General features: G+C 69.1%; 23 protein-coding genes and 6 pseudogenes. 14 read left to right on the top strand and 15 right to left on the bottom strand.

Going from position 1 to position 19,478, the window contains the following annotated elements; genetic code table 11:
* Positions 1-113: 113 nt before the first annotated feature.
* Positions 114-875 (top strand): DeoR/GlpR family DNA-binding transcription regulator, encoded by a 762-nt coding sequence (locus FHR32_RS34500; RefSeq protein ID WP_184758744.1) that lies wholly within the window; start codon positions 114-116, stop codon positions 873-875.
* Positions 872-1,291 carry a 1-phosphofructokinase family hexose kinase gene (locus FHR32_RS34495; protein WP_221466651.1) on the top strand — a complete coding sequence of 140 codons (420 nt, stop codon included), beginning with the start codon at positions 872-874 and terminating at the stop codon, positions 1,289-1,291. The genes FHR32_RS34500 and FHR32_RS34495 overlap by 4 nt, the downstream gene beginning before the upstream one ends.
* On the opposite strand, the gene FHR32_RS34490 is transcribed toward FHR32_RS34495, so the two are convergent.
* Positions 1,254-2,195, bottom strand: a complete 942-nt coding sequence (locus FHR32_RS34490; protein ID WP_184758743.1) for a tyrosine-type recombinase/integrase — start codon at positions 2,193-2,195, stop codon at positions 1,254-1,256. The genes FHR32_RS34495 and FHR32_RS34490 overlap by 38 nt on opposite strands.
* Before the next feature lie 340 nt (positions 2,196-2,535).
* On the opposite strand from FHR32_RS34490, the gene FHR32_RS34485 reads away from it, so the two are divergent.
* From FHR32_RS34485 to FHR32_RS34460, 6 genes are read left to right on the top strand one after another with little or no spacing between them, the layout of a single operon-like run.
* The gene (locus FHR32_RS34485; RefSeq protein WP_184758742.1) at positions 2,536-2,862 is read left to right on the top strand and encodes a PadR family transcriptional regulator; all 327 of its coding nucleotides are present in this window, start codon (positions 2,536-2,538) and stop codon (positions 2,860-2,862) included.
* Positions 2,859-3,215 (top strand): DUF1048 domain-containing protein, encoded by a 357-nt coding sequence (locus FHR32_RS34480; protein WP_184758741.1) that lies wholly within the window; start codon positions 2,859-2,861, stop codon positions 3,213-3,215. The genes FHR32_RS34485 and FHR32_RS34480 overlap by 4 nt, the downstream gene beginning before the upstream one ends.
* A 1-nt stretch (position 3,216) precedes the next feature.
* The gene (locus FHR32_RS34475) at positions 3,217-3,543 is read left to right on the top strand and encodes a DUF1048 domain-containing protein (RefSeq protein ID WP_184758740.1); all 327 of its coding nucleotides are present in this window, start codon (positions 3,217-3,219) and stop codon (positions 3,541-3,543) included.
* A 32-nt stretch (positions 3,544-3,575) separates the two neighbouring features.
* Complete coding sequence (locus FHR32_RS34470) at positions 3,576-3,743, top strand: hypothetical protein (protein WP_184758739.1); 168 nt, start codon at positions 3,576-3,578, stop codon at positions 3,741-3,743.
* A 40-nt stretch (positions 3,744-3,783) separates the two neighbouring features.
* Positions 3,784-4,179: a hypothetical protein gene (locus FHR32_RS34465; protein ID WP_184758738.1), complete on the top strand. Its 396-nt coding sequence runs from the start codon at positions 3,784-3,786 to the stop codon at positions 4,177-4,179.
* 28 nt (positions 4,180-4,207) lie between these two features.
* Complete coding sequence (locus tag FHR32_RS34460) at positions 4,208-5,437, top strand: serine hydrolase domain-containing protein (protein WP_184758737.1); 1,230 nt, start codon at positions 4,208-4,210, stop codon at positions 5,435-5,437.
* 230 nt (positions 5,438-5,667) lie between these two features.
* Here FHR32_RS34460 and FHR32_RS34455 read toward each other — a convergent pair.
* From FHR32_RS34455 to FHR32_RS47410, 3 genes and pseudogenes are all read right to left on the bottom strand, one after another.
* Positions 5,668-7,218: pseudogene (locus tag FHR32_RS34455) on the bottom strand (Tn3 family transposase); the annotation flags it as partial.
* An 85-nt stretch (positions 7,219-7,303) separates the two neighbouring features.
* Positions 7,304-7,540 carry a hypothetical protein gene (locus FHR32_RS46295; RefSeq protein ID WP_281391144.1) on the bottom strand — a complete coding sequence of 79 codons (237 nt, stop codon included), beginning with the start codon at positions 7,538-7,540 and terminating at the stop codon, positions 7,304-7,306.
* Positions 7,541-7,646: 106 nt separating this feature from the next.
* Positions 7,647-7,841: pseudogene (locus FHR32_RS47410) on the bottom strand (recombinase family protein); the annotation flags it as partial.
* Between the two features lie 358 nt (positions 7,842-8,199).
* On the opposite strand from FHR32_RS47410, the gene FHR32_RS34445 reads away from it, so the two are divergent.
* On the top strand, positions 8,200-8,409 hold the full coding sequence (locus tag FHR32_RS34445) for a hypothetical protein (protein WP_184758736.1): 210 nt from the start codon (positions 8,200-8,202) through the stop codon (positions 8,407-8,409).
* A 75-nt stretch (positions 8,410-8,484) separates the two neighbouring features.
* Here the strand turns inward: FHR32_RS34445 and FHR32_RS34440 are convergent.
* Both FHR32_RS34440 and FHR32_RS34435 read right to left on the bottom strand, forming a co-directional pair.
* Positions 8,485-8,679, bottom strand: a pseudogene (locus FHR32_RS34440) (IS1380 family transposase); the annotation flags it as partial.
* Positions 8,680-8,752: 73 nt separating this feature from the next.
* Complete coding sequence (locus tag FHR32_RS34435) at positions 8,753-9,373, bottom strand: TetR/AcrR family transcriptional regulator (protein ID WP_184758735.1); 621 nt, start codon at positions 9,371-9,373, stop codon at positions 8,753-8,755.
* A 91-nt stretch (positions 9,374-9,464) separates the two neighbouring features.
* Between FHR32_RS34435 and FHR32_RS34430 the strand changes: the two genes are divergently transcribed.
* The gene (locus FHR32_RS34430; protein WP_184758734.1) at positions 9,465-10,424 is read left to right on the top strand and encodes a ketopantoate reductase family protein; all 960 of its coding nucleotides are present in this window, start codon (positions 9,465-9,467) and stop codon (positions 10,422-10,424) included.
* A gap of 194 nt (positions 10,425-10,618) precedes the next feature.
* On the opposite strand, the gene FHR32_RS34425 is transcribed toward FHR32_RS34430, so the two are convergent.
* Positions 10,619-10,840, bottom strand: coding sequence for a hypothetical protein (locus tag FHR32_RS34425; protein ID WP_184758733.1), 222 nt, complete (start codon positions 10,838-10,840; stop codon positions 10,619-10,621).
* 437 nt (positions 10,841-11,277) lie between these two features.
* Entirely contained in the window at positions 11,278-12,027 is a 750-nt protein-coding gene (locus FHR32_RS34420) for a TetR/AcrR family transcriptional regulator (protein WP_184758732.1), read from the bottom strand.
* A 143-nt stretch (positions 12,028-12,170) separates the two neighbouring features.
* Here FHR32_RS34420 and FHR32_RS34415 point away from each other — a divergent pair, with 143 nt between their 5' ends.
* Entirely contained in the window at positions 12,171-12,689 is a 519-nt protein-coding gene (locus FHR32_RS34415) for a hypothetical protein (RefSeq protein ID WP_184758731.1), read from the top strand.
* A 68-nt stretch (positions 12,690-12,757) separates the two neighbouring features.
* Entirely contained in the window at positions 12,758-13,777 is a 1,020-nt protein-coding gene (locus FHR32_RS45090; RefSeq protein WP_221466648.1) for a transposase, read from the top strand.
* A gap of 344 nt (positions 13,778-14,121) precedes the next feature.
* On the opposite strand, the pseudogene FHR32_RS46290 reads toward FHR32_RS45090, so the two are convergent.
* Positions 14,122-14,628, bottom strand: a pseudogene (locus FHR32_RS46290) (cytochrome d ubiquinol oxidase subunit II); the annotation flags it as partial.
* A 69-nt stretch (positions 14,629-14,697) separates the two neighbouring features.
* The gene (locus tag FHR32_RS34405; RefSeq protein WP_184758729.1) at positions 14,698-15,954 is read right to left on the bottom strand and encodes a cytochrome ubiquinol oxidase subunit I; all 1,257 of its coding nucleotides are present in this window, start codon (positions 15,952-15,954) and stop codon (positions 14,698-14,700) included.
* Between the two features lie 168 nt (positions 15,955-16,122).
* Between FHR32_RS34405 and FHR32_RS45080 the strand changes: the two genes are divergently transcribed.
* Positions 16,123-16,308: a cytochrome P450 gene (locus FHR32_RS45080; RefSeq protein WP_312882833.1), complete on the top strand. Its 186-nt coding sequence runs from the start codon at positions 16,123-16,125 to the stop codon at positions 16,306-16,308.
* 1 nt (position 16,309) lies between these two features.
* Here the strand turns inward: FHR32_RS45080 and FHR32_RS34395 are convergent, their stop codons facing one another.
* From FHR32_RS34395 to FHR32_RS34390, 3 genes and pseudogenes are all read right to left on the bottom strand, one after another.
* On the bottom strand, positions 16,310-16,975 hold the full coding sequence (locus FHR32_RS34395; RefSeq protein ID WP_184758728.1) for a response regulator transcription factor: 666 nt from the start codon (positions 16,973-16,975) through the stop codon (positions 16,310-16,312).
* Positions 16,972-17,220: pseudogene (locus FHR32_RS43445) on the bottom strand (sensor histidine kinase); the annotation flags it as partial. The gene FHR32_RS34395 and the pseudogene FHR32_RS43445, both read right to left, overlap by 4 nt.
* 12 nt (positions 17,221-17,232) lie before the next feature.
* Positions 17,233-18,135, bottom strand: coding sequence for a sensor histidine kinase (locus FHR32_RS34390; RefSeq protein ID WP_221466646.1), 903 nt, complete (start codon positions 18,133-18,135; stop codon positions 17,233-17,235).
* 148 nt (positions 18,136-18,283) lie between these two features.
* Between FHR32_RS34390 and FHR32_RS46875 the strand changes: the two genes are divergently transcribed.
* On the top strand, positions 18,284-18,454 hold the full coding sequence (locus FHR32_RS46875; RefSeq protein WP_184759056.1) for a hypothetical protein: 171 nt from the start codon (positions 18,284-18,286) through the stop codon (positions 18,452-18,454).
* On the opposite strand, the pseudogene FHR32_RS45070 reads toward FHR32_RS46875, so the two are convergent.
* Both FHR32_RS45070 and FHR32_RS34380 read right to left on the bottom strand, forming a co-directional pair.
* Positions 18,441-18,668 (bottom strand): annotated as a pseudogene (locus tag FHR32_RS45070) (cellulase family glycosylhydrolase); the annotation flags it as partial. The gene FHR32_RS46875 and the pseudogene FHR32_RS45070 sit on opposite strands and share 14 nt — an antisense overlap.
* 84 nt (positions 18,669-18,752) lie before the next feature.
* Entirely contained in the window at positions 18,753-19,358 is a 606-nt protein-coding gene (locus FHR32_RS34380) for a glycoside hydrolase family 5 protein (RefSeq protein ID WP_246468261.1), read from the bottom strand.
* Positions 19,359-19,478 lie beyond the last annotated feature (120 nt).

Here is a 19,478-nt window from a genome sequence, read left to right as displayed (position 1 = left end):
GGCGCGTGTCCTGAAAGCCCGCGATGAGGCTCCTCCTCATTGACTCTTGACTTCCAACATGTTCGGCTATAAAAACAGGCACTACAACATTGAAACGGTGGTGAATCAACAGCATGTACGCCGAGGAGCGGCAGCAGGAGATCCTGCGTGAAGCCCGGGCCTCCGGGCGGGTCAACGTGGTGAGCTTGGCGGAACAGTTCGGCGTCACGACAGAGACGATCCGCCGGGACCTGACGGTTCTCGAGGGCGCGGGTGTGCTGCGGCGGGTGCACGGCGGGGCGATCCCGGTCGAGCGGCTCGGCTTCGAGCCCGCTCTCGCCGCGCGGGACGAGGTCATGACGGAGGAGAAAGAGCGCATCGCCAAGGCGGCGCTGGCCGAGTTGCCGCAGGACGGCGCCATTATCATCGACGCGGGCACGACGACGGGCCGCTTTGCCGAGGCCATACCCCCCGACCGTGAGCTCACCGTCATCGTCAATTCGCCGCCTCTGGCCACCGTGCTGGCCGCCCGTGCCAATGTGACGGTCTACATGCTGGGAGGCCGGGTGCGGGGACGCACCCTGGCCACCGTCGAAGACTGGGGGCGTCAGCAGCTCTCCGAGCTGCATGTCGATGTAGCCTTCATGGCGACCAACGGCTGCACTGTGGCCAAGGGACTGACGACGCCCGATCCGGCAGAGGCGGCGATCAAGCGGGCCATGATCGCCTGCGCGCAGCGGTCCGTTCTTCTCGCCGACCACACCAAGTTCTCCCACAACTACCTGACGCGCTTCGCGTCGTTGTCCGAGATTGACGTGATCATCACCGACACGCAGCTGGATCTCCAGCTCGCCGGTGATGTGGCGGTAGCCGGACCCGAGGTCGTGCGCGTATGATCCTCACGCTGACGCTGAACCCAAGCCTGGATCGCACCATCGAGGTCGGCTCGCTGACACGGGGAGCCGTCATCCGGGCGGCGGCCGCTCACCTGGACCCCGGAGGCAAGGGGGTCAACGTGTCACGCGCGTTGCTGGCCAACCAGGTGCGGTCGCGCGCCATCATCCCGTTCGGCGGGGCCGAAGGGCAGCAGCTCGTGGCCATGCTCGCCGAGGGCATCGACATGATCACCGTTCCGGTGGGAGGGACGACCCGTTCCAACGTCACGCTGGCGGAACCCGACGGAACCGTTACAAAGATCAACGAGCCCGGCAGGGGGCCAGCCCAAGTACGGGAGAAAGGGGCAGTGGCCCGTTCCGCCCTGACGAAACTGCTGGTCAGTGGGTACGGTGGCGGGGTGCCAGGACTTCGGTGACCTTGGCGATGGCTTCGGCACCGGGTTTGACGTAGCGCATGGCGGTGCGGGGGTTCTTGTGCCGGGTCTTGCCCATGATGAGCTGCAGCGGTACTTCGGCTTCGCCAAGGTGGGTGGCGGCGGAGTGGCGCAGCTGGTGCAGGTCGAGGCCGGCGTAGGTGTCGAGCAGGACGCGGGCCCGGTCGTAGCCGAGGCGGGCGCGGCCGGTGTGCGGGCAGATGTCGGCGGCGGCGGGACGGCGGGCCGGGACGGGGCGCCGCTCGGACAGGAACAGCGGGCCCCGAGCCCGTGAGCTGCCATCGGGCAAACGGAGCAGGCGGGGCAGCAGGTGGGCGGTGCCGCTGTCCCAGTACACCCATTCGATGGTGCCGCCCTTGGACCGGACGGGGGCGCGCCGGTGCTCCAGGTCGAGGTCCTCGACGTTGAGGGCGAGGATCTCGGCGGCCCGGGCGGCGGTCTCGTACAGCATGCGCCACAGCGTCTTCTCCCGCAGCGGGATGTCGCGGCGTGACAGCAGCCGGTGGATCGTGGTCTTGGCCACCGCGCGGGTCTCGTCGGCGGTCTCCTTGCGGCGTTCGGCGTCGGCCGGGACCGACGGGGCGGTCCAGTGCTTCTTGGTCTGGCACCAGATCAGCCAGGAGGTGACGGCGGCGCGGTTGCGGTTCCAGGTCGCTGGCGCGCTCGCTCCCCACAGCTCGGCGAGCGCAGTTCCGATCTCGGCGTCGGAGATCTCGGCGAGCGACCGGTCGCGGCCGAGCCGGGCGATGACGCGGTCGATGGCCGAGGCGTAGGCGCGGTGGGTGTTCGGGTTGGCCGTGCGCGGGGTGGCCAGAAAGGCGTCGGCTGCCGCGGCGAGGCTGACGTGCCCGCCGCGCAGGGCGGCGACCTTCGGTGCGGCGCTCATGCCGACCGCCGCGCGACGTCTGTGGTGATGTACCGGATAACGTGCCGGAGTCGCGCACCGTCCCGGCGGAGGGTTCTCCTGCTCGCCGCGCCGCCATGATCGCCCATGTACGTGATAATAGATCATTATCACGTACATGGCTTTCGCCGATGGCGCCACAGTGGGACCGGTGATGAAGGCCGCGTCGGGCGACGGGGCGGCAGGGCGGACGGCCAAGGAGTCCGAGGGAATCGCTTCCGTGGTCTGCGCTCACCGCTTGCTTGGCGTTGGCTCACTACTCTGTGGTACCGTATAGCAGTACTCGGTAGTACGAGGTACCAGAAACCGAAGAGGACCCACGATGGACGACCTGACGGAGATGCTGAAGGGCACGCTCGAGGGCTGCGTGCTCGAAATCATCGGCAGCGAGGAGACCTACGGGTACGCCATCACGCGCCGGCTGAACGAACTCGGCTTCGCCGACGTCGTCGAGGGGACGGTTTACACCATCCTGCTGCGACTGGAGAAGAACGGGCTCGTCCAGGTGACGAAACGACCGTCCGGGCTGGGCCCGCCGCGCAAGTTCTATGCGCTCAACGACGCGGGGCGCGAAGAACTCGCGACGTTCTGGGCGAAATGGGAGTACGTCACATCACGGATCGACAAGCTCAAGGAGGGCGGGAGATGAACTTCTGGGAGACCATGACAGGCAGCGATCTCACCAGGGAATGGAAGGCGTTCGAAGTTCGGGCCGAGGCATTGTCGGCCGACTACCGGGCGGCGTGGGAAGAGATCAAGGGTCATCTTTCTCCCTACTCGGACTTCACAGGTCGAAACCTGATGCCGATTCTCGACGGTGCTCTGGGGCTGCTCGAAGAGACAGCGGCCGATGGGCGGAGCATTCACGAGGTGCTGGGTGACGACATCGAGGGTTTCTGCGCGGCGCTGGCCGGCGGAGAAGGGGCTCGGAGCTTTCGCGACCGGTGGCGCGAGCAGTTGAACAGGAACGTCGCAAGGAAATTGGGCCAGCTAGGAGGCTGACGTGGGCATCCAAGACATCATCGAGGGCAAGAAGCAGTGGCGGGCGCACATGGCGCGGGTCAAGGCGCTCCCGCCGGACTACCAGATCGTCTACAAGGAGATTCAGAGGTACTTCTTCAAGGTTGGACCGATCAACTTGCCTGACGGGTCCCTGCTCTCAGGGATCGTCGATTTCTTCGAGGAGGGCGTCGCGGCCGGCAAGGGAGTCCTGGAACTCATCGGCAACGACGTGGCTGCCTTCTGCGACGACCTGGTCAAGGACTCGCGCACCTACGCGGACATCTATCAGGAGTCCATCAGAGGGGAACCCGGCACGGCCGAGAAGTAACACCCGTCGACCGGTGCCGGCGGAGTTCTTCGATGGGTGCGCCGAAGGAGAAGGCAGGGCACCCGACCTTCGACAGCCTGCTTGCCGCTGCGCGCGCCGAGTTGCGCCGGTTGTCTCCCGCCGAAGCCGCCGTCGTGGTCGCCCGCGGTGCTCGGCTGGTGGACACCCGCCCGCACGTCCAGCGGCCGGCCGACGGGTGAGATCCCGGGCACGATCGTCATCGAACGCAACCATGACGTGATGCTGGACCTGACGAGCGCGGTGCGCAGCGCCCCCGAGCTGGTCATCGAGCTGCGGGTGCGCGGCGGCAACGTGGAGCTGGTCCTCGCACCGGGCATGGTGGTGGAGGCCAACGAGCTGTCGGTATGGCACAGCCAACTCACGATCGGCAGGGACGCGGGCGACAACACGCCGGAGACCCTGCGCGTCCGCTTGGTAGGCCGAATGCGGCACGGCCGCTCGACACCCGGTGGCAGGCGCCGCGCCGGTGACGCGGCAGAGTCCCGATACTGCGGTAACCAGGGCCTTCGCCACCACGCCCCCCTGATCATCACGGTGAACGGACCGAGCAAGTCCCGGCCCAGACCACCGAGGCCATACGCGCCCCGCAGGCCGCCTCGCAAGATCGAACACTGATCGAACATTGTAGGTAAGGAGATTCATCATGGGAACCGGCTTTTCCGAAGCAGGGCTGCGCAGGCTGCGCGAGATGCTGGCCCGGCATGTCGAATCCGGAAAGATCCCCGGACTGGTCGCCCTGGTCAGCCGGGGCGAGGAGACACACGTCGAGGCGATGGGGACGATGCGCCATGACGGTGGCGCGCCGATGCGCCGAGACACCATCTTCCGGATGGCCTCGACGACCAAGCCGGTCGCGGTGTCGGCGACGATGGTCCTGCTGGACGAGTGCCGGCTGCGGCTGGACGACCCTGTTGATCCGTGGCTGCCCGAGCTCGCCGACCGGCAGGTGCTGACGCGGCCCGACGCCCCGCTGGACGACACCGTGCCGGCGCGCCGGCCGATCACCGTACGGGACCTGCTCACCTCCACCTGCGGGCTCGGACTGGACATGACCGCGCGGACCGCCCCGATGATGAGCGCGTTCTTCGAGCGGGGGGTCTACGGCCAAGAGGACGGATGGCTGCTGCCGGGATCGGACCCGGATGAGTGGATGCGCCGCCTGGGCACACTTCCGCTGATGTACCAGCCCGGCGAGCGGTGGATGTACAATCTCAGCGACGACGTGCTCGGCGTGCTGGTGGCCCGGGTCACCGGCCAGTCGTTCGAGGCGTTCCTGCGCGAACGCATCTTCGATCCGCTGGGCATGAAGGACACCGGCTTCCATGTGCCCGCCGACAAGATCGACCGGCTGCCGCCCCTGTACGCCCCCCACCCGGAGACTGGGGAGTTCCTCGTGGGAGACGAGGCCGAAGGGGGGCACCACAGCAAGCCGCCGGCGTTCCAGTCGGGCGGCGGCGGGCTCGACTCGACCGTCGACGAGTACCATGCCTATTTCCGGATGCTGCTCAATGGCGGGATGCACGGCACCCAGCGGATTCTGTCCCGGCCCGCCGTCGAGTTGATGACCACCAACCGCCTCACGCCCGAGCAGACGGCCGCCCTGCAGGCATGGGCCCGCAGCGTCGTCCATTTATCGCATGGCCAGGGGCAGCACGGCGGCTGGGGCTTCGGGATGACGGTGCGCACCTACCGCGGCGACTACGCGCCCATCGGCCAGTTCGGCTGGGACGGCGGAGCCGGCACCACCACCTACGCCGACCCGCACAACCAGCTCGTCGGCATCCTGCTCACCCAGACCGGCATGTCCACCCCGGCCTCGGCGCGGGCCATCCACGACTTCTGGACCACCCTCTACCAGGCCATCGACGACTGACCCGCCTCCCTGGCCGAGGTCGGTCCGGCAGATTACCTCGACCAGGCTCCGGCCTTCGACGTCACCACGTTTGCGATCAGATGCATGACCGGCTCCAGACAGTCGCTGGCGAGGTCGACGACGGCCTTGGGCTGATGGCCCTGGCCCAGCATTGTGTCGCGGACAACGTTTGAAGGGCCGTATTTCCGTGGCGCGATGTCAAGGTGCGCAACCCTACCGACGCCGAAAGATCACGCCGCCAGCCCGACCTCGGTGAAGTCGACCTCCTTCAGGAGGGGATCGAACGGGCCAGGCTGACGGCGTAGGTCGTCGGTGGCGTAGGCGCCGAAGCGGCTGATGTGGGCGCGCAGGTAGGGGGCGATCCGGCCGAGCTGGTCGGCGGTGATCTGCCAGCCTTCCGCGACCAGCTGCCGTACGATGTCGGAGATGTCCAGGGCATTGTGAAAAACGACCAGGTTGGCCAGCAGGGTGTTGAACTTGATTAATTTCTCCTGCTCTTCGGGGTCGTTGTCGGCCAGCACTCCGCCGAATCCGAGCCACTTGGAGAATCCGTTGTAGGACTCGACCTTGTTCGTCGCCGCGGTGACGCGCGCCCGCAGCGCCGGATCGGCCAAATACCGCAGCAGAGCAACGGTACGTACGCTGCGGCCGACCTCCCTAAACGCCTTGTAGATGCGGTTCTTACGGGAGTTGGACCGCAGCCGGCGCATCAGCGTGGCCGAGCTCAACCGGCCCTCGCTGATGGAGATCGCCACCTGCATCAGATCGGCCCAGTGCTTCTCGATCAGCTTCCAGTCGATGACGTTGCGGCCGCTCTCGCCGAACAGCTGGTCGATGTGCGGGTAGACGATCTTCTCGGATGCTCGGAAGAAGATCAGGTCCTTGAAGTTGCGGATGCGCGGCATCAGGTCGAACCCGAACAACGTGGCCAGGGCGAAGACCGGGAAGTTCTGGCCCTGGGTATCGGCGTGCACGGTGGAGGGCTGGATGTCGGAGGTGTTGGCCAGCAGCCCCTCGATCAGGTACACCGCCTCCCACACCCCGCAGGGGATGAACCGGGAGAACAGCGCCACGTAGGTGTCGGAGATGTAGTGGTAAGCGATGCCTCCAAATCCTCCGTACCGGATGCTGGTCTCTGCGAGGAGGTTGTCGATGTAGGTGTCCACCTGTGTGCCGTCGGCGGCCACCGCGCTGCCGTCGCCCCATGCTTTGACTACGTCCAGCTCGGCGAAGGCGTTGACCACGTCCGCGATCGCGGCATTCAGCTTCTTCAGGTTGATGTGCCGGTTGCGGACCATGGACAGCTCGCGGGCGGTGATGCCGGCGATGTGCTTGGCCGCCTCGTACGGGCCGATGTTGATGCCGCCGGTGAACACCGCCAGCGAGTAGCGGCCCAGAGGGTCCTTGATCTTGGGGTCGGAGCCGGAGGCCGGGCCGAAGTGGCGATACCAGCCCAGCCAGTACGCGGTGCGCGCAACGATCGACAGCAGCGAGCGTTCGGGCATGCGCCGTTCAATCGCGGCGGCCAGGCGCTCGGCGTCGGCATCGGTGCCCTTGCCACGGCGGCGTTTAAGGGTGGGCACGCCGCTTTCGTCGATGACCAGGTCGGCGTTGTGGAGGTAGCCAGCGTCCAGGTGCGCGGCCGCACTCAGGTGGGCGTCCTTGAGGTGGGCGATGAAGGCGGCGGGGGTGTCGGGCAGCCCGACCTTCTCGCAGAACGCCGCCAGTTTCGGCTGGCATTCTTCCCAGGGCAGCAGGTGGGCGCTCCAGTCGGCGTGCTCCGGGGTCGGGGAACCTGGGAACAGCCGTTGGCGCTAAGAATGATCTTGCGCGAAGGGTGACGTCCAATTTCCACGTGTGACCGCTCTACCTGGAGGTCTCTGGCCCGTGGATGATGCGGTGGATGGTGGAGCGTCCGACGCTGTACTCGGTGGCCAGGTCGGCCAGGGACACCTCGCCCGCGGCGTATCGCCGGCGGATGGAGCGTCGGGCGGGTTCGGGCAGTTTGGGTTGCTTGCCCTTGAGCTTGCCGTTCTTCTTCGCCAGCTCCATGCCCTCGCGGGTGCGCAGGTGCCCGAGGTTGGCCTCGAACTCGGCGACCATGGCGAGGGTCTGCAGGAACAGACAGCCGCCCGAACGGGTCGTTCCAGTCGTAGACGGACGCGCCCAGGCCGAACAGGACGCCGCGTCCTGACAGACCGGTGAGGATCTCGTTGGCCTCGGCCATGTTGCGGGCGAACCGGTCGAACTTGGTCACGGTGAAGACGCTGCCGTCCCACACGGCGGCGAGGGCCTGGTCGAGGCCGGCGCGGTTGCGGCGGGTGGTGCCGGAGAAGCCGTGGTCGATGTAGATCCGGTCTTCGGGGACGCCGAGGGTCAGGAGTTGCTCGGTCTGGATGATCACGTCTTGCTCGTCGGTCGAGCAGCGGGCGTAGCCGACACGGGTTCCGTTCACGGCTCCAAGTGTTCCGGATAGGGGGCCTTCACCGGAACAGTTCGCGGAACACCTATACGGAACACCCTGACCTGGGGCGGTTGTCCGGGCGGTTGGTGTTCCGGTGGGGGATCCCCTTACGGAACACCACTCTGATCACTTGCGGCTGGGGCACTGAGCTGAACGCTCGCCCCGAAACCCCTCAGTGATTACCAAGTTACATTTCCTTCGGTGACGCCGACCCGAGCGGCGGGCCGAGGAGGTCGCGGCCACACACGGGCGGCTGGGCCGGGCCCGCTTCGCTTTCATCGAGCGGCCGAATGTGCTGGTGCTGCGCCACCGCTTCGGTATGGGCGGCTGGGGGGTGCAGCCGTGGCAGGTCGTACGGCAGGACCACCCTGGCCTCTACCCGCCCGGCCTGCCTGCCGCTGAGCGGTTTCCCATCCACGTCTATCTCGCCGATTCTCGGACCGGGCGGGTACTCGCCGTGCAGGTGAACGGGGCCCGATCGCGGACCAGCCGTCCGCTGTCGGGATAGCGCTTCAGCAACTCCTCCGGCTCAACGCCGGCAGCGGCGTCATCCTGCGGGCCGGCCACGTGCCGCTTGATTGCCTCCTGCAACGGGGCCGCGAACTTTCGCGCCCGCGTTCGCGCCGTTGTCGCCCGGCACCGTGAGACGGTCCAGTGACAGGCCCGCAAGCCCGGCGGTGTGAGCGAGCCGCATCACCGGCACCAGGCCCGCGGCCGACACGAGATTCGGGTCATCGAACGCTACCGACACCGCCTGGGGAGCGTGCTTGAATTGCATCTACGGGATGCCTTCCCGACAGTGAAAACGGAACCCTAGACAAGTCCCATTTTCCCTGGTCAGAAAGGTATTCTCACTTCAACTCACCGACACTCTCCTGCTCGTGCTCGCGCTGACCGTCGCCTGAGTGCGACCGGCGCAGCCCGTCCAGCACGAGGGTGATGACACCGTCGGCCTCGGCCCGCCAACCGGGGCGGTCATGGGCCGCACCGATGCCATGCAGTGCCATCATGACGGCACCGGCACCCACGTCGTCGCGGACGGCGCCGTCCTTCACGGCGGCGGCCACCAGGTCGGTGACAGCCTGCTCCAGCGCCCGACTACCCTCGGCGAGCGCACCCGAGCCGGTGGCCATGAGCGTGGCCAGCGTCCGGGCGAGGCCCTGGTGGGCATCCATGTAGCCGACCATGCCACGCAGGAAGGTCGCCAAGGCCTCCTCCGCGGGCAGCGTGGCCTGCAACTGGCGGGCGCGGTCGCACAGCGTGGCGACCTCCTCGTGATAGACCGCCTCGGCCAGCGCCTCCCGGGTGGGGAAGTGGCGGTACAGCGTGCCGGTGCCCACACCGGCCAGACGGGCGAAATCATCGAAGCGCAGGTCGAAGAAGCCTCCGGCGTCGAAGACCTCCCGGGCCTTGGCGAGCAAGGCCTCGCGGTTGCGCTGGGCGTCGGCACGCAGCGGCTTGGCGGAGTTCATGCGCTACCTCGCGTTGACAAACGGAAACTACCTCCATATTTTTTGGAAGTGGAGATGACCTCCAATTCGATTGTATCCCACGAGGTGCAGCTTGAAGATCCTGATGTTCGGCCGAGGCGTGATCGCCACCATGTACGGCTGGGCCCTGGAACGGGCCGGGCATGACGTCGAGTTCTACGTCCGGCCGGGCCGCACGGCGGCGTACGGGGAAGCGATAGACCTCGATCTGCTCGATGCGCGGCGGCGGGTGTGGGGGCAGCGCGTCGTCCAGAAGTGGCCGGTGCGCTACCGCGAGGCGCTGGAGCCAGACCACGACTTCGACCTGATCGTGCTGAGCGTGCCGCACCACCGCCTCGCGGAGGCGACGGCCTTCCTGTCCCCGCGTGTCGGCCAGGCCACGGTGCTGGTCTTCGGCAACATCTGGACCGAGCCGCTGGCCGCGATCGGCGCACTCCCTGTCGACCAGATCGCCTGGGGCTTTCCCCAGGCCGGTGGCGGTTTCGGCGCGGACGGCGTGCTCCGTGGGGCGCTGCTGCCGTCGGTCATCTTCGGCACCTTCGGCCAGCCGCCGACCGAACGTGAGCAGGCCGTGCGCCAGGCGTTTCGCGAGGCCGGGCTCCGGCTTAAGGAGCAGCCTGACTTCCGCGGCTGGCTGTGGGTCCATTTCGTGTCGGATGCCGGCCTGTTCTCGCAGGGCCTGCGGCTGGGTTCCTTGTCCAAGCTGGCCGGGGCAACGGGCGACCTGCGCGAGGGGCTGCTGGCTGGCCGCGAGCTGCTGCCGCTCCTCAAGGCGCGCGGCGTTGACCTGCGACGTCACCGGGGCGGTGTGCTACCGTTCCGTGCGCCCACCTGGCTGACGGCCCCCGCGCTCGCCTGGCTGCTCGCTCATTTCGCGCCGGCGCGCGTGAATTTTGAGGCGCACTCCGACCCCGAGGCCGAGGAGCCGCGTGAGATCTGCCGAGACACCCTGGCGGAAGCACGCCGGTTGGGGGTCGCGGTACCGCGACTGGAGGCGGCGGAACCGAGCTTCGCCCGCGAGGTGACAGGCTGAGTGAGCGGCTACGAGACTTCCCCGCAGTTCCGCTGTGATCATCCCTTGGCGACGAGGGGTAGGAACGTCGACGACCTCGCCCCACGCCGGGTGCATCTCCTCAGCCGTCCGCGCATCCTTCGAAAGATCGGCCAAAAGGACAGGATCGCGCAGCCAGGCCGGGCACGGCGGACGATTCGCCGGATCCCTGGGGTCTACCCCTCCTCCTCCACGCCGCCGCCGTCGGGGAGAGCGGAGATGTCGGGGATCTCGCCGAGCTGCCGCAGGCCTTCGGCCGGTGCAGAGGAAGAGATGGGGGTCCAGCCCACATACGCCCAAAACCCACATCCGATCTCGATGTACCGGATGACGCGCCCGAGTCGTGCGGCTGCCCTCGCGGTGGACCCGCAGGTCAGCGCCGTCCCGGCCATCACCATGTACGGGATAAGGAACCGTTGTCCGGTACATGGGCTCGACCGGATTCCCCGTCTCACACCTGCCCCTGACCAGCGGGAACGCCGGGCCAATGTGGGTTTTGGGCGTATGTGGGCTGGACCCGTCCATGGTCTACGACGCCAACGGCGAACGGCTGATCCGCCGCGAACCCGACGGCACCGCCACCCTCTATCTGGGCGCGGTGGCTGGCCTCGGGCCTGCACGGCTCCACCCAGCTGGCCGTCGACGACGCCACCGGCCAGGTCGCCCGCGAACGCTACCTGCCCTACGGCAAGCGCCGCGGCTCCGACGATCTGCCCTTCACCGACCGCGGCTTCCTCGGCAAGATCGAAGACGACTCGGGGCTTGAGCAACAACGGAACGGCCAGTGGCGTTAGGGAGCCGACGCGGGCGGGGGTGCCGTCCTCCGGCGTTCCGCTCAGCTTGAGGGATCTTCATATCCGCCGGGCGTCGTGACGGGTGGTCGGGGCGCGTCCGGGCCGGCCGGTGCGCGGAGGCCGGTGAGCCGGTCCTCAAGGCCGTCGAGGAGGGCTTGGAGGCCGAACTCGAAGGTCTGATCAGGGGCGGCGGTGTAGTCCACGGCCTTTGGTGTTTCGAGGCGGGTGCGCAGCCGGGGGAACTGTATGGCGATCTCGCTCGCCTTGACCATCGTGTCCTGGATCAGCGCTTCGGCGTCTCCACCGTCCTGGCTCAGCCGTCTGGTCAGGGAGACCGCGGCCGATGCGCCGAGGACGCCGCCCAGCACGAACGTGAAGACGGTGGCCGCGGCGCGGTCCGCCTGTGTGCCGACGAAGCCGGCCGCTTCGTAGACGGCGAGGCTGTGGTCGTCGTGGCGCGCCTTGCCCGGGCCGTAGAAGAGGTGGGAGCCGAAGGCCTGGACGAGCCACGGGTGCCGGCTGAGCATCGCGTGCAGGCCGGTGGCCATCGCCGTGGCCGCCGTGCGCCAGTCGAGCGCGTCGAGATCCGGCAGTTCGACCTCGTGCCAGACGTGGTCGCCGGCGAGCAGGATGAGGTCGTCCTTGTTCTTGACGTGCCAGTAGACCGCCGTCGCGACGGTGCCGAGCCGCTTGCCCAGGCTGCGCATGTTCAGACCGTCCAGGCCCTCGGCGTCGAGCAGCTCGATCGCGGTCCGGACGATCTGTTCCTTGGTCAACGTGTCACGCGGCATGCGCCCACGATAGGACACCCGACCCGACTTGCACAAAGTTCAGGACAGCACTTGCACTTAGTTCAGGTGGTGATCTACGGTTGCCTTGAACTTAGTGCAAGTCAATGTCGGCGCCGGAGAGCGCCCGATCAAGGAGAACCACCGTGAACGCTTTCGTCGCCGTCATGCAGCTGCTCGTCGCCACCGCCTTCGTGAGCATCCCGCTGGTGCGCCACCGCTACGGAGCCACCGCGATGGCCAGCGCCGAAGCGGAACTGCAGCGCCAGGGCGTACCGACCACCGTCCTGACCGAGAACGGGATGAGGTTCGACGCCGGCGGCCACGAGACGTGGGCTCCGGTCTCGATCGCCGCAGTGATGGCGGCGACGGCCGCGGTGAACCTGTTCGACGGCTCCTGGGCCGAGCCCCTGACCTGGGTCTTCCAGACGATCGTGCTGCTCATCAACTGTGTGATCCTCTACAGCCAGCTGACCGCCGCGAAGTCCGTGCAGGCCGCCTTCCAGCGCAAGGGCGACCCGATGCTGGCCCGCATCGACGTGCCGACCCTGCTCAAGGCGGCCGAGGACGGCTTCCCCTCCTGGACGTGGACCCTCCAGAACGTACGGCACACCGTGGTGTTCGGCGCTTCGATCCTCGCCCTGGCAGCGATGGCCATCGCCTGACACAGAGCCGCCCGCCACACCCCCCTTACGCCTGAACCCAGCGAAGTCCGCCCTTGAGGAGGTTCACCGTGCCGCATTCCGTCGCCATCGCCGCCACCTTGCAGACCCCGCTCGCCGAGTGCGGCCACGCCCAGCCCCATGATCTCCGCGACCCGATCGAGCGCCTTGATGAGCCTCGGTCCGCTACCACGCGGCGGCGGGCCCTTGCGCCAGCGTCCGGAACGACGGTTGGCGGTAACTGCGCCCGCGTCGCTCCGCTAACGCCACTGGCCGTTCCGTTGTTGCTCAAGCCCCTCGCCCGGCGCGCCGCGCCGGACCGGATGGTCTCCACCGTCGATCCCGAATCGCGGCACGTGCACAAAAGCCGCACCCAGTACCAGGACGGCTACAAGGCCCACCTCGCGGTCGAACCCGAGACCGGACTGTTCACCGACGTCGCGCTGCGGCCCGGCACCGGAGCGGCCCATCATGAGGCCGCCGTCGCCACCGACCTGCTCGCCGACGAGAGGGCGCCGGTCACCGTGCTGGGCGACGCCGCCTACGGCACCGGTGCAGCTCGCCGGGCACTGACCGACGCCGGCCACCGCCTCATCATCAAACCGCCGCCGCTGAAGCAGACCATCGCGGGCGGCTTCACCGTCGATGACTTCCACATCGACACCGCCGCGGGCAAAGCCACCTGCCCGGCCGGCCACACCACAGCGCTGGGCCGCCCCCAGCCCGACGGCTCCCACATCGCCCAGTTCAAGAAGGTGTGCGCGCCCTGCCCGCTGAGGGCCCGCTGTACCACCTCCGCGACCGGGCGCAACGTCACCATCCATGCCCAGCACGACCTGCTGGCCGCCGCCCGAACCCAAGCCGTCACCGACCCGGCCTGGCAGGCCGACCACCGCCGCTGGCGGCCTCCCGTCGAGCGCGCCGTCGCCCAGGTCGTGGCCCGAGGCAACCGGCGCCTGCGCTACCTCGGCGTCATCAAGAACAACACCTGGCTCCATACCCGAGCCGCCGCCCTCAACCTGCGGACCCTGATCAACCTCGGACTCACCCGGACCAGCGGAGCCTGGACCCTGGCTCCCAGCTCCACATAGCGACAGAACCGTCCCGCCTTGACCCCAACCACCGAGATACCCGGCAAGATCTTCAGTGGCCTTCTAGAAGAAGACCACGGTCTTGGCGTCCACCCGCCGCCGGAAGGCCCACCACATCCACGCCTGGGCCGCGGCCAGCAGCGGCAGCGTGACGAGGGCGAAGCCGCCGAGCGTGCGCAGCGTCGCCTCGTCCGCCGCCGCGTCCGGCAGGTCCCAGGCCAGCCGTACGAGCAGCACGGCGACGGGGGACGCGGCGGCGAGGGAGCTGAGCGTGAGCGCCCGGCCAGCACGGCCAGCGCGAGCAGGCCCGCGGCGGGGCGCAGCAGGCGCGCCGCCTCCGCCTCGGCCCGCTTCGCCAGATCCCCCGACAGCCGGACCGCGAGGAAGACCGACCCGTGTGCGGCGACCAGCGCGACCAGCGCCGCCGCCCACAGCAGCGGGTACGGCCCTGCCAGCCGCGCCGCCCCGGCCGTCGTGCCCGCCGGAGGGAGGCCGGCGAGCGCGGCCCCGGTGAGCAGCCCCCAGAAGGCGGCGAACGCGGCGCTGGTCGCGACCAGCATCCGGTCCCAGCCCGCCCGCCAGCCGGGCGACGCGCGCCGGCTGCGGAACCAGATCGACACGTCACGCAGCACCCAGACGAGCAGCCCCGCCACGACCAGCGCGTACATCCCGCCCAGCGCCCGGTCCTTGACCAGCGGGAACGCGCCGGCGAGCACGCCGCCGACGGCCACGAGCCACACCTCGTTGCCGAGGAAGAACGGGCCGATCGCGGTGATCAGCGCCCGCCGCTCCCCCTCGGTGCGGCCGACCCGGCGCAGCAGCAGGCCGGTGCCGATGTCGAAGCCGTCCACCACGAAGTAGCCGCAGAACAGCAGCCCGAGCAGGACCGCCCATACGAGATCCACAGTTTCCTCCTGCGTTCAGTAGGCCGTCAGACGGTCCCTGGCGGGCTCGGCGAGCGTCGTCCCGAGCAGCGTGTGGCGGGGGCCCCGGCGGGCGAACGTGGCGATCAGCCAGTAGTCGAGGACCACCAGCAGCCCGAGCACCAGGGTGAAGCCGATGTAGGAGGCGAGCACGAGCCCGGGAGGGACGTCCGACACCGCCTGCTCGGTGGTCAGCAGGCCGTACACCGCCCAGGGCTGCCGGCCCACCTCCCGCACCAGCCAGCCCATGATCACCAGCACGAACGGCACCGGCATCATCGCGACCAGCGCGTAGAGCGGCACGCGCAGCCGCACCAGCCAGTTCCTGAACAGCAGCACGAGGCATGCGAGCGTGGCGAGGGCGAGGACGAAGGCGCCGTTCATCATGACCTGGTAGGGGACCGCGACCCAGGAGGGCGGCGCGAAGTCGCCGGGGCCGAACCGCTGCAGCATCAGCTGCCGCGCGGCCTCCAGCCGGGTCGGCTCCTGGTACATGACGGCGAGCTTCATCGGCTGGTACCGCTCGATCGCGACCTCCTGCAGGAAGCCGAAGTGGATGATCGAGAACGCCCCGACGGGGGCGGCGGCGACGCCCCACCGCAGCGAGCGGCGGAACACGTCCTCCTCGTTGGTGCGCCGGATGAAGTGCCAGGCGCTGATCCCGGCCACGAACAGGCCGCCGGCCAGCAGTGCCGCCGAGACCACGTGCAGCAGCGAGTCAGTCAGGCTCGCGTTCCGCAGCAGCGCGCCGAAGTCGGTCAGGTACGCCCGGCCGTCGCGCATCTCGTGGCCGACCGGGTTCTGCAGGAAGGCGTTGGCGGCCAGGACCCACAGCGTCGAGGCGTACGCGGCGGCCGCGACCAGCCAGATCAGCGCCAGGTGGATCCACTTGGGCAGCCGGTTCCAGCCGAAGGTCCACATGCCGAGGAAGGTCGCCTCAACGAAGAAGGCGATCAGAGTCTCCAGCGCCAGCGGCGCCCCGAAGACGTTGCCGGCGACCTCCGACAGCCCGCCCCAGTTCAGCCCGAACTGGAACTCCATCACAAGGCCCGTGACGATGCCCAGAGCGTAGTTGATGACGTACAACGTGCCCCAGAACTTCGTCATGCGGGCGTAGACGGCCTTGCCGGAGATCGCGTAGGCGGTCTGCATGCCCGCGACGAACACGACCAGCCCGAGCGAGAGCGTGACGAAGAGGAAGTGGAAGGAGGTCGTGGTCGCGAACTGCAGCCGTGCCAGGAGAAGGGTGTCCATATCGCTCCGAATGCTTCCGTCACCGGACAGGCCTGATCACGGTGATCAAGCCTGTCACGGCGGCCGAGGACGGTCATCGGGTCATGGGAGGCTCGTTCGGCTGCTCCCCGGGGAGCAGCCGCGCGGCCGGGCTACTCCCCCGGGAGTACTCAGGCGGCCTCGGCGAGCTTGACCTTCGGCCTGGGCATCCACTACTGCCTGGGGGCGCGGCTGGCGAGGGTCGAGCTGGAGCTCGCGCTCGCCGTGACGCTGCGCCGCCTGCCGGGGCTGCGGCTCGCCGTTCCCGTCGGCGAACTGCGCTCGGAGGGCGGTCATCTCATCCGCGGCCTGCCGGAGCTGCCGGTCGCCTGGTGAGTCAGTGACGCGGGCGCGGGCGCACCAGCCCCGATTCGAAGGCGAACACCACCAGCTGGGCCCGGTCCCGCGCCGACAGCTTGGTCATCGCCCGGCTCACGTGCGTCTTGGCCGTCGCCGGGCTGACCACCATGCGCTCGGCGATCTCCTGGTTGGACAGCCCGGCGGCGACGAGCGCCACGACCTCGCGCTCGCGGTCGGTGAGCACGTCCAGCTCCGGCGTGGGCGGCGCGTCGACGGTCCGGCCGGCGTACTCGGTGATCAGGCGGCGGGTGACGCTGGGGCTGAGCAGCGAGTCGCCGGCCGCGACCACCCGTACGGCCTGCAGCAGCTGGGCGGGATCGGTGTCCTTGACGAGGAAGCCGCTGGCCCCGGCGCGGAGCCCCCGGAACACGTACTCGTCCAGCTCGAACATGGTGACGATGACGACCCGCACGGTGCCGAGCCGCGGATCGCCGGCGATGCGGCGGGTCGCCTCGATACCGTCGAGCACCGGCATCCTGACGTCCATCAGCACGACGTCGGGGAGGAGCTCGGCGGCCCTCTCTACGGCCTGTCCCCCGTCGGCCGCCTCGCCGACCACCTCGATGTCCGGCTCTGAGTCGAGCAGGGCGCGCAGCCCCATCCTGATCAGCGGCTGGTCGTCCGCGAGCAGCACCTTGATCACGCCGCCACGCTCCGCGCCGGTAGCCTCGCCTGCACCCGGAACCCCTTTCCCTCCGCCGGTCCGGCGGTGAACTCCCCGCCGATGGCCATGACCCGTTCCCGCATCCCGACCAGCCCGTTGCCCTCGCGCAGCGGCGCGCCCGCCAGCACGCCCGCGCCGTCGTCCGCGACCTCCACCAGGACGTCGCGGTCGGTGACCCCGATCGTCACATACGCCCGGCTGGCCCCGGCATGACGGATGATGTTGGTGAGCGACTCCTAGACGATCCGGTAGACCGCCAGGTCCACCCCGCCGGGCAGCTCGGGCCGTTCCTCGGGCAGGGTGACCGACACCTCCAGCCGCGCCTCGCGGGCGCGATCGACCAGCTCGTGCAGGCGGTCCATCCCGGGGGCCGGGGCGAGAGGGCGCCCGTCGTCGTCGACGGCGCGCAGCACGCCGAGCATGCTCCGCAGCTCGACCAGCACCTCCTTGCTGGCCTGGCGGATGGCCCCGAGCGCGGCGCGCGCCTGCTGCGGGTCGCGGTCGATCAGGTGCTCGGAGACCCCCGCCTGGAGATTGATCACCGAGATGCTGTGGGCGAGGACGTCGTGCAGCTCTCTGGCGATGCGCAGCCGTTCCTCGGTGACGCGGCGCCCGGCCTCCTCCTCGCGGGCCCGCTCGGCCTGGGCCGCCTCCTCGCGTTCGGCCCGCAGCCGCTCGCGGCGGGCGCGCGAGACCTCGCCCCCCACGAGGATGACGGCCATCCAGGTCGCCAGCCACACCGTCCCCTGGACGTCGGGGGCGCGGCCCCATAGGCCGCCGAGCAGGAACGTGGCCAGCGTCCACGCCACCATGGCGGCCACGGCGACGACCCTGCGGCCGGCGCTGACCGCGCTGAAGAAAGCGACCGCCGGCGGGATGGTGAAGGCCCCGCCCGGCAGGTTGAACGCCTGGTAGAACAGCGAGCCCGCCAGCACGGCGACCATCGTCAGCGTCGGCGCCGCCCGCCGGGTCACCAGCAGCGCCGACATCCCGAGCAGGATCAGGTATCCGGCCCAGTCAGGCAGCCGGCCGGGCGAGGACGACCAGGCGATGACGGCCGTCCCGCCCACCGTGACGGCGGCGACCATCGCCGCCAGCAGCACGTCGATCGCGGCGTCTCTGGACAGTGGGCGCGGCATAGGAGCCACTGTACGAACTTCAGTGCCTCTTGAGGAGGAGACCATGAGACGTGGACGGCTCCTCGATTCCTGCCTGAAATCGTCCGAACGAACCGACATTTCCCACGAAACCGGCCATTTCTACGAGGGCCCGCGAGAGCAGGGCCGCGTGCCTCTCTCTCCGCTCCAGACCGCACGCGAGATCGATCTGGGGCCGTACGGAGAGCTGAACGACCCCGAGCGGATCGTCGGCAACCTGCACCGCGCGTACGCCGAGCTCGGCGGCGCGGCGCTCACGCCCCGGGCTTTCCGCAGGCGCGGCCCGGCTATTCGGGGGTGACAGTGAGGGTGATCCGGCCGGACGCCTTGGTCCTGACGGTCAGGACACGCCTGGCCGCGTCCCAGGTGGCCTCGCCTTCCGAGGCCCTGCCCCCGTTCGGGAAGCCGGCCGTGGGCAGGTAGATCTCGGTCGGGCCCGTCTCGTTGCCGTCGAAGGTCACGGTCAGCGAGCGCCGGTCGGAGCTGCTGATCAGCGGGACGCCGCCGATCGCCCGCGGATAGGGCCTGGCGTAGGCGCCGACGAGGGGCGTGGCCTTGCCGCTCTCGTCGTACGGGCCCCAGGACCACGGGTCCCGCGATCAGTACGCCATGCCCGCGCCCATCTGCTCGCCGAGCCGTACGACCCGGTTCACCAGGTCGCTCGCGCCCGGCCTGGTCATGTCCAGGCCGAACTCCCCCAGCAGGACCGGGGCGCCGAGCCGGCCCGCCGTGCGCAGCACGTTCTCGCGCCACCAGCCGAGCGTACGGTCGGTCCACTCCTTGGACCCTGCGGTGTAGTCCTCGCCCAGGTCGAGGGGAAGCGGGTAGAGGTGCGGGGCGAATGCGATGCGGGGCAGGCCGCTCCGGGGGTCGTCGAAGTGCGGGAGCGCCGAGGGCAGGCCCCAGTTGACGCCCACCGCCTGCGGTTCCAGGAAGATCCAGCTGTCCTTGTCCACGGACCGGATCTCGGCGATGGTCCTGCGGTAGAGGGTGGCCAGCGGGCCGGTCTCGAACTGCGGGCCCTGGATCGAGCCGCCCCAGGGTTCGTTCATCAGGTCGTAGCCGAGCACTGCGGGGTCGTCCTTGAACCTGGCGGCGACCGCCTTCCACGCCTTGGCGTAGCGGTCCATCAACTCCGGGTGCTCGCCGGTGGTGTTCCAGAAGTGGTCGAAGGCGCGGATGACGCCCGGCTCCAGGTAGTACATGGGGGTGGACCTGCAACGGAACCGTTTCGTACGTTAAGTCGGTCCGGGCAGGTCAATGCGGGTGCCAAATGGGGCCGACGTGGAGGCGTTGGCGTACGTTCCGGTTCCGGCGCAGCCCGG

Source organism: Streptosporangium album, from assembly GCF_014203795.1.
Taxonomy (GTDB): Bacteria; Actinomycetota; Actinomycetes; order Streptosporangiales; family Streptosporangiaceae; genus Streptosporangium; species Streptosporangium album.
Note: the sequence above shows the minus strand (reverse complement) of the source record. Positions and strands in the feature narration are given on the sequence as shown.

What these genes read in the sequence shown, in the direction of transcription:
- FHR32_RS34500 (WP_184758744.1), top strand. Translation starts at nt 114, where the DNA reads ATGTACGCCGAGGAGCGGCAGCAGGAGATCCTGCGTGAAGCCCGGGCC.
- FHR32_RS34495 (WP_221466651.1), top strand. Translation starts at nt 872, where the DNA reads ATGATCCTCACGCTGACGCTGAACCCAAGCCTGGATCGCACCATCGAG.
- FHR32_RS34490 (WP_184758743.1), bottom strand. Translation starts at nt 2,195, where the DNA reads ATGAGCGCCGCACCGAAGGTCGCCGCCCTGCGCGGCGGGCACGTCAGC.
- FHR32_RS34485 (WP_184758742.1), top strand. Translation starts at nt 2,536, where the DNA reads ATGGACGACCTGACGGAGATGCTGAAGGGCACGCTCGAGGGCTGCGTG.
- FHR32_RS34480 (WP_184758741.1), top strand. Translation starts at nt 2,859, where the DNA reads ATGAACTTCTGGGAGACCATGACAGGCAGCGATCTCACCAGGGAATGG.
- FHR32_RS34470 (WP_184758739.1), top strand. Translation starts at nt 3,576, where the DNA reads ATGGGTGCGCCGAAGGAGAAGGCAGGGCACCCGACCTTCGACAGCCTG.
- FHR32_RS34465 (WP_184758738.1), top strand. Translation starts at nt 3,784, where the DNA reads ATGCTGGACCTGACGAGCGCGGTGCGCAGCGCCCCCGAGCTGGTCATC.
- FHR32_RS34460 (WP_184758737.1), top strand. Translation starts at nt 4,208, where the DNA reads ATGGGAACCGGCTTTTCCGAAGCAGGGCTGCGCAGGCTGCGCGAGATG.
- FHR32_RS46295 (WP_281391144.1), bottom strand. Translation starts at nt 7,540, where the DNA reads ATGGTCGCCGAGTTCGAGGCCAACCTCGGGCACCTGCGCACCCGCGAG.
- FHR32_RS34435 (WP_184758735.1), bottom strand. Translation starts at nt 9,373, where the DNA reads ATGAACTCCGCCAAGCCGCTGCGTGCCGACGCCCAGCGCAACCGCGAG.
- FHR32_RS34425 (WP_184758733.1), bottom strand. Translation starts at nt 10,840, where the DNA reads ATGGTGATGGCCGGGACGGCGCTGACCTGCGGGTCCACCGCGAGGGCA.
- FHR32_RS34420 (WP_184758732.1), bottom strand. Translation starts at nt 12,027, where the DNA reads ATGCCGCGTGACACGTTGACCAAGGAACAGATCGTCCGGACCGCGATC.
- FHR32_RS34405 (WP_184758729.1), bottom strand. Translation starts at nt 15,954, where the DNA reads ATGGACACCCTTCTCCTGGCACGGCTGCAGTTCGCGACCACGACCTCC.
- FHR32_RS34390 (WP_221466646.1), bottom strand. Translation starts at nt 18,135, where the DNA reads ATGCCGCGCCCACTGTCCAGAGACGCCGCGATCGACGTGCTGCTGGCG.
- FHR32_RS34380 (WP_246468261.1), bottom strand. Translation starts at nt 19,358, where the DNA reads ATGTACTACCTGGAGCCGGGCGTCATCCGCGCCTTCGACCACTTCTGG.